Annotated in this window: 11 protein-coding genes and 2 pseudogenes; 7 read left to right on the forward strand and 6 right to left on the reverse strand. The window is 72.1% G+C overall.

The window, feature by feature from the left end:
* The 7 genes and pseudogenes from CLM62_RS39385 to CLM62_RS39415 form a co-directional block, all read left to right on the forward strand.
* Positions 1-251, forward strand: a pseudogene (locus tag CLM62_RS39385) (prenyltransferase); the annotation flags it as partial.
* Between the two features lie 251 nt (positions 252-502).
* Positions 503-1333 carry a sugar phosphate isomerase/epimerase gene (locus tag CLM62_RS39390; RefSeq protein WP_095754774.1) on the forward strand — a complete coding sequence of 277 codons (831 nt, stop codon included), beginning with the start codon at positions 503-505 and terminating at the stop codon, positions 1331-1333.
* Between the two features lie 98 nt (positions 1334-1431).
* On the forward strand, positions 1432-2163 hold the full coding sequence (locus CLM62_RS39395; protein WP_095754684.1) for an EboA domain-containing protein: 732 nt from the start codon (positions 1432-1434) through the stop codon (positions 2161-2163).
* Positions 2163-3032, forward strand: a complete 870-nt coding sequence (locus tag CLM62_RS39400) for a TatD family hydrolase (protein WP_179382422.1) — start codon at positions 2163-2165, stop codon at positions 3030-3032. The genes CLM62_RS39395 and CLM62_RS39400 overlap by 1 nt, the downstream gene beginning before the upstream one ends.
* 7 nt (positions 3033-3039) lie before the next feature.
* Positions 3040-4230 (forward strand): annotated as a pseudogene (gene eboE, locus CLM62_RS39405) (metabolite traffic protein EboE).
* A complete protein-coding gene (locus CLM62_RS39410; RefSeq protein WP_095754686.1) occupies positions 4227-5603 on the forward strand; it encodes an alkaline phosphatase family protein in 1377 nt (458 codons plus the stop codon). The pseudogene eboE and the gene CLM62_RS39410 overlap by 4 nt, the downstream one beginning before the upstream one ends.
* A gap of 128 nt (positions 5604-5731) precedes the next feature.
* Positions 5732-6142 (forward strand): cytochrome P450, encoded by a 411-nt coding sequence (locus CLM62_RS39415; protein WP_179382419.1) that lies wholly within the window; start codon positions 5732-5734, stop codon positions 6140-6142.
* A gap of 95 nt (positions 6143-6237) precedes the next feature.
* Here CLM62_RS39415 and CLM62_RS39420 read toward each other — a convergent pair whose 3' ends face one another.
* From CLM62_RS39420 to CLM62_RS52365, 6 genes are all read right to left on the reverse strand, one after another.
* Entirely contained in the window at positions 6238-7698 is a 1461-nt protein-coding gene (locus CLM62_RS39420; protein ID WP_095754687.1) for an SLC13 family permease, read from the reverse strand.
* Complete coding sequence (locus tag CLM62_RS39425) at positions 7695-8672, reverse strand: NAD(P)-dependent oxidoreductase (RefSeq protein ID WP_095754688.1); 978 nt, start codon at positions 8670-8672, stop codon at positions 7695-7697. Before CLM62_RS39425 ends, CLM62_RS39420 begins: the two co-directional genes overlap by 4 nt.
* 88 nt (positions 8673-8760) lie before the next feature.
* The gene (locus CLM62_RS39430; protein WP_095754689.1) at positions 8761-9609 is read right to left on the reverse strand and encodes a class II fructose-bisphosphate aldolase; all 849 of its coding nucleotides are present in this window, start codon (positions 9607-9609) and stop codon (positions 8761-8763) included.
* Positions 9609-11048, reverse strand: a complete 1440-nt coding sequence (locus tag CLM62_RS39435) for a four-carbon acid sugar kinase family protein (RefSeq protein ID WP_095754690.1) — start codon at positions 11046-11048, stop codon at positions 9609-9611. Before CLM62_RS39435 ends, CLM62_RS39430 begins: the two co-directional genes overlap by 1 nt.
* An 89-nt stretch (positions 11049-11137) precedes the next feature.
* Positions 11138-11836: a FadR/GntR family transcriptional regulator gene (locus tag CLM62_RS39440; RefSeq protein ID WP_095754691.1), complete on the reverse strand. Its 699-nt coding sequence runs from the start codon at positions 11834-11836 to the stop codon at positions 11138-11140.
* A gap of 176 nt (positions 11837-12012) precedes the next feature.
* The gene (locus tag CLM62_RS52365) at positions 12013-12498 is read right to left on the reverse strand and encodes a fructosamine kinase family protein (protein WP_373559232.1); all 486 of its coding nucleotides are present in this window, start codon (positions 12496-12498) and stop codon (positions 12013-12015) included.
* Position 12499: the final 1 nt, after the last annotated feature.

Consider the following 12499-nt stretch of genomic DNA (forward strand, 5'->3'; position numbering starts at 1 on the left):
GCCGGGCGGCACGGATCGGCGCCGCCGCCGGCGCGCTCGGTTACCTCGCCTCGTACGGCACGGCGCAGGCACGCGCGGCGCGGGAGCCGTCCGCGGCGAACGTCCGTGATGCCGTCGGCACCGGGATCATGTCGCTGATGCCCCTGCAGGCGGCGCTCACCGCGGGCGGCGGTGGAGCGGGCCTGGCCGGTGTCCTGGCCGTGGCGCACCCGCTGGCGCGGAGACTCGCCCGGAGGGTGTCGCCCACATGACCACGAGACCTGCGCTCGACGGACCTGGGTCCGCGAGATCTGAGTCCGCGAGACCCGCGCTCGACGGACCTGGGTCCGGGAGATCTGAGTCCGCGAGACCCGCGCTCGACGGACCTGGGTCCGGGAGATCTGAGTCCGCGAGACCCGCGCTCGACGGACCTGGGTCCGCGAGATCTGAGTCCGCGAGATCTGAGTCCGCGAGATCTGAGCCTTCGAGACCTGAGCCCGCGGGACCTGAGCCCGCGGGACGGCTGCGGTTCGGCTTCGGGACCAACGGCTTCGCCCACCACCGGCTCGACGACGTGCTGACCGTGCTCGCCGACCTGGGCTACGACTCGGTCGGCCTCACCCTCGACCACGGTCACCTCGACCCCTTCGCCGCCGATCTGCCCCGGCAGGTCGGCCACTTGGCGCGGCGGCTGGACCGGCTCGGTCTGGCCGTCATGGTCGAGACCGGATCGCCGTACCTGCTGGATCCGTGGCACAAGCACACCCCCACCCTGATGTCGGCCCAGGGCGCCGAGCGGCGCGTCGACCTGCTGGCGCGCGCGGTGCGCGTCGCGGCCGACCTGGGTGCCCCGGCCGTCCATCTGTGCAGCGGACCGGCGCCGGAGGGCATGCCCGAGGAGGAGGCCTGGAAGCGGCTGGCCGCGGGCTGCGAAGAGGTCCTGGGCATCGCCCGTGAGCACGGCGTGGCCCTGGGGTTCGAGCCCGAGCCGTACATGTTCGTCGACACCGTGCAACGGGTTCTGGACCTGCGGCAGCGGCTCGGCGACCCCGACCTGTTCGGCATCACGCTCGACATCGGCCACGCCCACTGCGTCGAGGAGCTGCCCCTGCTCGACTGCGTCGGGCTGGCGGTGCCGCATCTGGTGAACGTGCAGATCGAGGACATGAAGCGCGGTGTGCACGAACACCTCGAATTCGGTACGGGCGAGATCGACTTCCCGCCCGTCCTGGCCGCCCTGAAGGCCTCCGGCTGCCAGGGACCGGTCTCGGTGGAGATCCAGGGCGCGTCTTTGAACGCCCCCGAAGTCGCCCACCGCTCCCTGGAGTTCCTGAAGGCTGCCGAGCCCTTCTGACGCGGAAACGTTCCTTCACTCCGACTCCGGCGAGCACCACCCACCCCCACCCCCGTACGGCCGTCGCCGTACGCGCATCCGAACAGGAGGTATGCGCGTTGGACCCACGCATCCATACCGCCCTCGACCTGCATCTCACCGCCGAGGCGCAACGCTGGCTGACCGATGCCGTCGCCCGCGTGGGCCAGGACCCGGCAGCCGTGCGCACCGTCTTCCCGGCCGTCGGCCGACGCTGCGGGCGCGGATCGCTCGTCGCCGGCTGGACGGTGGCGGACGCCGCCCGCGCCCGGCTGCTCGCCGCCCTGCCGCTGCGCGGAGCGGCGCTCGCCGAGGAGATCACCGCTCTCCACCGGTACGGCGACGCCGCCGAGCAACGGGCGGTGCTGCGGTCGCTGGCGCTGCTGGAGGACGCGGACGCCTCCTTCGCCGACCTGGGACTGCCGCTGGTGCGCGCGGCGCTGCGGGGCAACGACACGGACCTGATCGAGGCGGCCCTCGGCCCGTACGCCGCACGCCACCTGGACTACGACGGCTACCGGCACGCCGTACTGAAGTGCGTCTTCTGCGACATCCCCCTCGACCGGGTCGCAGGCATCCCGGAGCGCGCGGACCGCGAACTCGCTCGCATGCTGGTCGACTTCGCCCACGAGCGGGTCGCCGCCGGCCGGGACGTTCCCGCCGACGTCTGGCCGGTCGTCCGCGCGCACCCCGGCACGCTGCAGGCCTCCGGGCTGCCCGCGGAAACCGACTCACCCGTGCCCGACCGCCGCGCCGCCGCCGCACGGGCCCTCGCCGCCTACTCCGCCACCGCGCCCGCAGGAGCCGCATGATGCGCATCTTCGACCCCCACATCCACATGACCTCACGCACCACGGACGACTACGAGGCGATGTACGCGGCCGGCATACGGGCGGTCGTCGAGCCGTCGTTCTGGCTCGGCCAGCCGCGCACCTCGGTGGACAGCTTCACCGACTACTTCGACGCGCTGCTCGGCTGGGAGCCGTACCGCGCCGCGCAGTTCGGCATCCAGCACCGCTGCACCATCGCCCTCAACCCGAAGGAGGCCAACGACCCGCGCTGCGCCGGGGTGCTGGACGTCCTGCCGCGCTACCTGGCCAAGGACCGGGTGGTCGCCGTCGGCGAGATCGGCTACGACTCCATGACCCCCGAGGAGGACGAGGCCCTGGCCCGCCAGCTCGAACTCGCCGTCGAGCACGAGCTGCCCGTGCTGGTCCACACCCCGCACCGCGACAAGGCCGTCGGCACCCGCCGCACGCTCGACGTGGTCCGCGAGTCCGGCATCCCGCCCGAGCACGTCCTCGTCGACCACCTCAACGAACTCACCGTGGCCATGGTCGCCGACAGCGGCTGCTGGATGGGCTTCTCCATCTACCCGCACACCAAGCTGACCGAGGACCGCATGGTGCGGATCCTCCAGGAGCACGGCACCCAGCGGATGCTCGTCAACTCGGCCGCGGACTGGGGCCGCAGCGACCCCCTCAAGACCCGCAGGACCGCCGACGCGATGCTCGCCGCCGGCTTCGACGACGACACCGTCGACCAGGTGATGTGGCGTAACCCGGTGGCTTTCTACGGGCAGAGCGGCCGACTGGACCTCGAAGACGTCAAGCGGGATGACGTCGATCCGGACGACACGGCCCTGTTCGAGGGCAACTCGATCAAGCGCGGCGGAGAGTGACCCCGTAGTGCGCTTCCGACACGCCGACGGAACGATTGTCCACCTCGCCTACTGCAGCAACGTCCACCAGGCCGAGGACCTCGACGGAGTGGTGGACCAGCTCGCCGCCTACGCCGAGCCCGTACGGGAAACCCTCGGCGCCGGCCTGCTCGGCATCGGCCTGTGGCTGGCCCGCGACGTGGTCACCGACCTGTCCACCCGCCCCGACGCCGTACTCCGCCTGCGCGCCGAACTGACCGCACGCGGCCTGGAGACCGTCACCCTCAACGCCTTCCCCTACGGCGGCTTCCACCGCGAGGTCGTCAAGAAGGACGTCTACCTGCCCGACTGGACCGACCCCGCTCGCCTGACCTACACCGTCGACTGCGCCCGGGTCCTCGCCGGACTGCTGCCCGACGACGCGCGGCGCGGCAGCGTCTCGACCCTGCCCCTGGCCTGACGCACCCCGTGGCAGACGGACGCCCGGGACATGGCCCGCCGGGCCTTGGACCGACTGGCGGCCGAACTGGCCGACGTGGAGCGAGAGACGGGCCGTACGATCCGGGTCGGCTTCGAGCCCGAACCCGGATGCCTGGTGGAGAACACCGTCCAGGCGGCCCGGGAACTCGGGGGAGTGGACCCCGAGCGGCTCGGGATCTGCCTGGACACCTGCCATCTCGCCGTGCAGTTCGAGGAACCGGCGGCAGCGCTGCGCCGGCTCGCCGACGCCGGCCTCCCGGTCGTGAAGGTGCAGGCGTCCAGCGCCCTCCAGGCCGACGACCCCGCCGACCCGAAGGCGCGGCGCGCGCTGGCCCGGTTCGCCGAACCCCGCTTCCTGCACCAGACCCGGACGGCCCCGCAGGGCGACGTCACCGGCGTGGACGACCTCCCGGACGCCCTGGACGGAGGCCTGGACGCAGGCTCGGCCTGGCGGGTCCACTTCCACGCCCCGCTGCACGCCGAGCCCGAACCGCCACTGCGCACCACGGCGGCCGAACTGACCACCGCCCTGGGCGAGTTGTTGGGAGGCCCGCAGGCCCTCTGCGACCACGTCGAGGTCGAGACCTACACCTGGTCGGTCCTGCCCGAACACCTGCGGCCCCGTGACCGCGAGGGCCTCGTCGCGGGCCTCGCCGCCGAACTGGCCTGGACCCGCGACCGGTTCGAGGAACTCGGCCTCACCCAAGAAACACTCCTGAGAAAGGAACCCGTCTCATGACGAGACTGGTCGTCCTCGACATCGTCGGCCTCACCCCCCGCATGCTGCGCCACATGCCCGCCGTCTCGGCCGTCGCCGCCCAGGGCTTCCAGGCCCGCCTCAACCCCGTGCTGCCCGCCGTGACCTGCTCCGTGCAGTCCACCCTCCTCACCGGCGTGCCGCCCACCGAACACGGCGTCGTCGGCAACGGCTGGTACTTCCGCGACCTGGGCGAAGTCCTCCTGTGGCGCCAGCACAACGCCCTGGTCGGCGGCGAGAAACTGTGGCACACCGCGCGCAGGACGAAGCCCGACTACAAGGTCGCCAACGTCTGCTGGTGGTACGCCATGGGTGCCGACGTCGACTTCACCGTCACCCCGCGCCCCGTCTACTATTCCGACGGCCGCAAGGAACCCGACTGCTACACCCGGCCGCCCGCCCTGCACGACGAACTCACCAGCAGACTCGGCCCGTTCCCCCTCTTCACCTACTGGGGTCCCAACGCGGGCATGCCCTCCAGCCAGTGGATCCTCGCCGCCGCCCGCCAGATCTTCGACGAGCACCGCCCCGACCTCACCCTCGTCTACGTACCGCACCTGGACTACGAACCCCAGCGCTCCGGCCCCGACTCGCCGCAGTCCGCCCGCGAGGCCCGTCGGCTCGACGACGCGCTGCGCCCCCTGCTCGACCACTTCCGGCGCGAGGACGCCACGGTGGTGATCCTGAGCGAGTACGGCATCGCGCCCGCATCCCGCCCGGTCGACATCAATCGCGCGCTGCGCCGGGCAGGCCTGCTGGAAGTCCACACCCAGGACGGCATGGAATACCTCGACCCCTGGACGTCCCGCGCCTTCGCGGTCTCCGATCACCAGGTCGCCCACGTCTACGTCCGCGACCCCGCCGACCTCGCCAAGACCGCCGAGATCGTGGCCGGCCTCGACGGCGTGGACGAGGTGCTCGACGAGCAGGGCAAGGCGCGGCACGGACTCGCGCACGAACGCGCGGGAGAGCTGGTCGCCGTAGCCGACTCCGACGCCTGGTTCACGTACTACTACTGGCTGGACGACGACCGCGCCCCGGACTTCGCCCGCCAGGTCGAGATCCATCGCAAGCCCGGCTACGACCCCGCCGAACTCCTCTACGACCCCACCGTGCCCGGCGTGAAAGCACGCGCCATCGGCCAGGTCGCCCGCAAGAAGGCCGGCCTGCGCTACCGCATCAAGACCGTCCCTCTGGACCCCTCCGGCGTGCGCGGCAGCCACGGCCGGCTGCCGCAGGACCCGCAGGACAGCCCGGTCCTGCTGTGCTCGCTGCCCGGTCCCGCGCGCGACGAGATCGACGCGACCGACGTCAAGGACCTCCTCCTCACCCTTGCCGGCATCACCTCCCCCTGACCACTGGAGCCCCCACCATGCACCCGACGGGCCCCACGCCGCCGCCCCTGCCCCGTCACCGCCCTCCTCGATCCCGCCGCCGAATACGGACGTTGGATCACGGAGCGGCCCTTGGACAGGATCACCCTGTGGGGCGACAACCACCCTGGCTCGTCACCCGGCACGAGGACGCCCGCGCCGTCCTGAGCGACCCACGGTTCAGCTCGGAGAACGTCCGGCCCGGCTTCCCCGGGCTCCAGCCGACGACACCGCCGCGCACCCCCGGCCAGCTGTTCGCGATGGACCCGCCCGACCACACCCGGCTGCGCCGCATGCTCATCCCCGAGTTCACCTTCCGCCGGGTCGAGCAACTGCGGCCGGCCATACGGCGCCTCACCGACGAACTCCTCGACGGCCTCGTCAAACAGGAGCAACCCGCCGATCTCGTCGAGCACTTCACCTTGCCGCTGCCCCTTCTGGTCACCGGCTCTCCCGCCCAGGAGTACGCGTTCGAGGGGCGCGCGATCCACGGGGTGCGGGAGCTGCCCGTGGCCTGGTGATGCCCGGGCGCCGGACCGCGCGGAGTCCCACGGGCGTGGCGGCGCCGCGGTCCCCGGGACCGCGGCGCCGTACAACGAGCGACGTGCCAGTGGGCTCAGACCAGGGGCCACAGACAGGCCGTGAGCCCGAAGCCCATCAGCCCCATGGCGGTGGTCAGGACGGTCCACGTGCGCAGTCCGGCCGAGACGTCGAGGCCGGCCAGCTTGGTGAACATCCAGTACCCGGCGTCGTTGATGTGCGAGACGGACAGGCCGCCCGCGCCCATCGCCAGCGCCACCAGCGACAGCTGACCGGTCGACAGATCGGCGCGCTGCAGCAGCGGGGTGAGGATGCCCGCGGTGGTGATCAGTGCCACCGTGGTCGAGCCCTGGGCGGCCCGCAGGGCCAGCGCCGTCACGAAGGCCAGCACCAGTGCGGGGAACCCGGTCCGCTCCAGTACGTCGGCGATCGCGTCGCCGATGCCGCTGGCGACCAGGACCTTGCCGAAGACGCCGCCCGCGCCCGCCACCAGGATCACCATCGCGACGGACGGCAGCGCCGAGCCCATCACGTCCGCGATGCGCGCACGGTTCCAGCCGCGCCGGGCGCCCAGGAAGTACGCGCACAGGGTGACGTCGATCAGCAGGGCCACCATCGGGGCGCCGAGGACCGTGAGGACCGCGCGGAGCGTGGAGCCGTCGGCGAGCAGGTTCTGACCGAGGGTGCCGAGCAGGATCAGCAGGATCGGGGTGACGATCAGGGTCAGCACCATGGCGAGCGACGGCGGCCGGACCTCCGTGGCCGTACCGGCGGGCCTGGTGAGGACGGCGGTGCCGTGCCCGTCGCCTGCGGGAGCGGGCGACGCGGTGCCGTCCGGCCCGGTGTCCGTGCCGCCTGCTCCGTCGGCGGGGGCCGACTTCTCGTCGCCGTACACCTCGGCGTACACGGCGGGATCCATCGGGTACTCGCGGCGGGTGAGACGCCGTGACACCAGGTAGCCCAGCAGGACGACGACCGCCGTGAGCGGGACGCCCATCAGCAGGACCAGCCCCTGGCTGGCGCCGATCGCCTCCGTGGCGGCCACCGCGCCGGGGTGGGGCGGCAGGAAGGCGTGCACGGTGAGCATCGCGGCGCCCATCGGCAGCGCGTACACCAGCAGCGGCTTGCGGGAGGCGCGGGCCACGCCGTACGCGATGGGCATCAGGATGATCAGGCCGACCTCGAAGAAGACCGGGATGCCGAGGACGAATCCGGCGACCGTCAGCGCCAGCGGGGTGCGCTTGCTGCCGAACTTGTCGATGAGCGCGTGCGCGAACGCGTGGGCGCCGCCGGAGAGTTCGATGATCCGGCCGATCATCGCACCCAGCGCGATGATGGTCGCGATGTGGCCCAGGGTGGCCCCCATGCCGTCCTCGATGGTCTTCACCAGGTCGGCGGCGGGTACGCCCGCGGACAGCGCGACGCCGATGCTGACGACCACGAGGGCGACGAAGGGCTGGACCTTGGCCTTGAGGATGAGCAGGAGCAGGGTCGCGACACCGGCGACCGCGATGATCAGCAGGGTGTTGTGGCTCATCGTGTGTCTCCCGCCGCTCTGATCGCCTTCTGCATGTCCTTCGTGTCCTTCGTGTTCTTCGTGTCCTTCGTCGTGCCCTTCGTGTTCTTCGGGGACAGCACGGTGACGACGGAGGAGTCGTCACGGTCACCCAGGCCCGCGTGTTCGCCGAGCAGATAGAGCTGTTCGGCGGCGGCGGCGAGCGGCACGGGCACATGGGCGTCCTTGGCGATGCCCGTCACGATGCCCATGTCCTTGACGAAGATGTCCAGCCGGGACCTGACCTCCGGGTCCGGCCCGTCCTCGTAGGTCTCGACCATGCGCGGCCCGCGGTCGGCGAACATGAAGGAGCCGGCCGCCCCGTGCTTGAGGCTGTCCACGACCGTGGCCGGGTCGAGACCCAGGCCCCGGGCGAGGGCGACCGCCTCCGCGGCGGCGGCGATGTGCACCCCCGCCAGCAGTTGGTTGACGGCCTTCAGCGCCTGGCCGTCGCCGGGCCGCGGGCCGATGACGGTGAGGGTGGAGGCGAGCAGGTCGAGTACCGGACGGGCCGCCTTGAGCGCCGTGTCCTCGGCGCCGACGACGATCAGCAGATCGCCGTTGCCGGCCCGTACGGGGCCGCCGCTGACCGGCGCGTCCACGAGGAGGACCTCCTGCGGGGCGAGCCGTTCGGCGACGGCGCGGGCCGCTTCGGGGCCCACCGTGCTGGTGAGCACCACCACGGCTCCGGGCCGCAGCGTCGTGGCGGCGCCGTCCGGCCCGAACAGCGCGCCTTCGACCTGCGCGCGGTCGCGCACCGCGAGCAGCACCACGTCGGCCTCACGGGCCGCCTCGGCGGGGGACGCCGCTTCGACGGCGCCTTCGGCGGTCAGCAGCGCGCGCCGTTCGGCGGATATGTCGTACACGACGACAGGCAGTTCACCGGCCAGCCGCCGGGCCATGGGCAGACCCATGGCACCGAGACCGAGCACGGCGGTACGGGGACGGGGAGACATCTTTGTCCTCCTGGTAGAGGGCGAGCGGGAAAGGGATTCCGGGGCTGGGGAGGGCCCGGAGGGCAACATCAGACGTAGATGTCTGATGTCACAAGTTCTGACTCAGTCGGTCGATGACGGTCAGGGCGGCGGCGGTGACCGCGTCGCGGGCGGCGGACCAGAGCGCGACGACGTCGGAGCCGGGCAGCGCGTCCGGGAGGTGGTCGCGGAGGGCCTCCAGGTAGGCCCGCCGCAGCTCCGCGTTGACGTTGACCTTGGCGACCCCGCGGGCCAGGGCGCCGCGCAGTTGCTCGACGGGGAGCCCGCTCGCGCCGTGCAGGACCAGGGGCACCGGCACGGCCGCGTGGATCGCCGCGAGACGGTCCAGGTCCAGCCGCACCGGTTCCTTGGTGAAGCCGTGTACGTTGCCCACCGCGACGGCCAAGGCGTCCACGCCCGTCTCGGCGACGAACTCGGCCGCCTGCCGCGCGTCGGTCATGGCCGCGGCCGATGCCACCGCGTCGGTGGAGACGTCCTCGTCGCCCGCGAGGGCGCCCAACTCGGCCTCCACCCAGGCGCCGTAGTCACCTGCCCGCCGTACGGCCTCACTGGTCAGCGCGATGTTGTCGGCGAACGGCAGATGCGAGCCGTCAACCATCACCGAGGTGTAGCCCGCCTCCAGACACGCGGTGATCTCGTCGAGGTCCCGGCTGTGGTCCAGGTGCACCCCCAGCTGAGCCGTCGAGCGGTCGGCAGCGTCCAGCGCCAGCCGCATCAACGCCTGCTGTCCTGCGTACCGGAAGGGACCGGCGCCCGCCTGGATCAGCACCGGGCGTCCCGCGGTCTCGGCGGCAGCCGTGATGGCCTGCACCGTCTCCAGGTTGTACGCGACGAACCCGGGCAGCGCCTGTCCGGTGGCGGCCGCGGCCTTCAGCGCGTCGGTTCCGTGCAGCAGCATCAGGCGCTCCTGAGCAGGTCGAGGGCGTCGGCGAGGGCCTCGTCGCCGCCGACGTTCCCCGCGAAGACGATGTACGGGATGCCGGCGGCGGGGCCGTCGACGGGCTGCCACAGCGAGACGATGCCGGGCAGCAGGGTGCCGCGCGCCCAGGCGCGGCGGATCTCCAGACCGTGGGTGGCGGTGTCACTGGAGGTGATGCCGCCCTTGGCGATCACGAACGCGGGCCTGCGCGCCGCGTTGACCAGCCGGACCGCTTCCACCAGCGCCGCCGAGACCCGGCGCGAGATGGCCAGGCTCTCTTCGGCGTCGGCACCGGTGACCAGGGCCCGCGAGGTACGGATCACGGCGTCCGAGGACTCGAGCGCGCCGGCCGCGCGGGCCGCCACGTCGGCGACATGCGCCTCCCGCCGCTCGTCGTCGAGAAGGAGCGCCACGTCCAGCTCGTACTCGGCGATCCCGCCGCGCTCCCGCAGCCGCTCCAACTGCCGTGTGGTCAGCGAGACATGGGAGCCGATCGCGATCAGCCCGTGCGGGGCGTCGCCGCGCAGCGGCCGCAGTTCCCCGGCGGTGAGCGGCGCCCGCCCGGCCTGTCCGGCCCGCGCCCGTACGAACGAGGGGCCGACCCGGTACAGCAGCCGGGCGCCCCGTTCCTCGGCCTCGGCCAAGGCGAGCGCCAGCACCCGCAGATCGTCGTCGCAGACGGCGTCGACGACCGCGGTGCGGCCGTCACGGAGGCCGGACAGCAGCTCCGCCACCCGCGCCGGGCCGCCCACCCGCACATCGTCGAGGGTGATCCGCAGTACGTCGGCGGCGGCGACGCGCCCGCCCGTCTTCTCCTCGACCCACTCGGGCAGCGCGGAGCTGCGGTAGCCGAACGTCGCGTCACGTGCGAACTCGCTCTCGCCGACCGGCAGCAGTCCGCCGTCCGGCGTACGCATCCAGTGGTACGAGTCGATGGTGATCCGCCCAGCCTCGATGTACGCGGGGACGAGCACCACACCGTCCGGGGCACCGGCCCCCACGGCGGCGAGCTCCTGGGCGAGGACGTCGGTCTCCAGCGGGAAGTGGCCGCGCAGCGTCGAGTCGCCACGACTGGCCAGCACATAGCCGGTGCCCTCGGCGGCGGAGGCTTCGTGCAGCGCCCGCACCACCTCCCGGTTGCGGACCGCGGCGTCCTCGGGTGACAGGCTCCGGGTGTTGGTGAGCACGAAGAAGGCGCCGCTGTCCTGGCGCAGTGCCCAGCGCAGGTCGTCGACGGTCCAGGAGGTGAGGACCGGCACATCGGCGACGGTCTGGGTGCCGGTCGGATCGTCGTCCAAGACGACCAGACGTGGTCCGCCGGCGATCCGGGCGGCCACTTCGGCGGCGGACACCTCACGGACGGGCGGCAGTCCGTCGAGCGCGGTGCGCCCGGTCCGGGCAGGGAGGGACACAGACATGGCGGATTCCTGAGGGGAAGGGGCGGATTCCTGAGGGGAAGGGAGGGTCAGATCGGTGGTTCGCGCCGGGGCGGCGCAGACGTGCGCGCTCAGTCGAGGTCGCGCTTGATGACGTGCGTCCGCAGGTCGTCGGCCGTCTGGTTCATATGGGCGTTCATCGCCGTGCGGGCCGCCTCCGAGCTGCCCGACTCGAGGGCGGCGAGCACCTGCTCGTGGTGGGCGATGGCGTTGGTACGGATCTCCGGCACCGCGGACGTCTGCCGGCGGCCCTCGACGAGCAGCGCGCCGAAGGGCTCGAAGAGCAGCGGAACGAAGAGGTTGCCGGTGGCCCGCATGACGGTGTCGTGGAAGTCGATGTCGGCCTGGACGAACAGCTCGGTGTCCGCGGCCTCGGCGGCCTCCCGCATGGTGGCGAGGTGCCGCCGCAGCTCTTCGAGATGCGACTCGTCGCGCCGGGAGGCGGCCAGCTCGCAGGCACCGTTCTCGATCAGCCGCCGGGCCTCGATCAGCTGCTCCGACAGCGCCCCGCTCGCGGTGCGCGAGGCGGCCCTGACCACTGCGTCCAGTGCCGTCCAGCGGTCGGGCGGGTTGACGTAGGTGCCTCGGCCGCGCACCACACGGACGACGTTCTGCGCACGCAGCTGCTTGATGGCCTCGCGCACGGTCAGCCGGCTGACACCTCCCTGCTCGGACAACTCGCCCTCGGGCGGGAGGGCGGAGCCAGGCGGATACGCGCCGTCGATGATGGCGGTGAGCAGTTGCTCGGCGAGATCGTCCGGGAGTGACATCGCGAATCCCTGAGTTTCGGGGGAGAGGTGCCTGGCGCATCTGATGTCTGACGTCAGACATCAGATGTCTATGTGGCGGAAACAATGACAGCGGGTGAGGGGCGCGTCAATACCCCGGGAAGGACTCGCATCGGGCCGCGGTCGCGCTGTGCGGTCGCGAAGCGGTCGGGAAGCGGTCAGGAAAATGCCCGTACGATCTCGCGGATCCGTGCCACGTGGTCGCCCACCGCGCCGAAGTGCGCGACCACGCTGAGGAGTTCGCGCAGGTTCAGCAGGGGCATGCGCTCCTGCCAGCCGTCGGCGAGGGGCGAGATCTCCTGATAGGCGCCGAAGAAGCAGTCCGGAGGCGGGTCGGTGCAGTACAGCATGCTGAGTTCGGATTCCGCCCACATCCAGCAGACCGCCGGGTCGATGAACGCGGGGTCGCCGTCGGAGTCCGCCACGACGTCGCCGCGCCACAGATCGCCGTGGTTCAGCACGCTCGGAGCCTCCGGGACCAACAAGTGCAAGCGGTCGCAGAAGCGCTCCAGGCCTGCCAGATCCGCCGCCTCCAAGGCCTGCCGGACCTTGGGTTCCCGGACGTAGCGAAGGATTCTGCGCTCGGCGAGAACGCGTGGCCGCTGTCGGTCCACGCGTTCTCCTGGCGGAGGAGGCCGAGCCATC

Source organism: Streptomyces sp. SA15 (genome assembly GCF_002291145.1).
Lineage (GTDB): Bacteria > Actinomycetota > Actinomycetes > Streptomycetales > Streptomycetaceae > Streptomyces.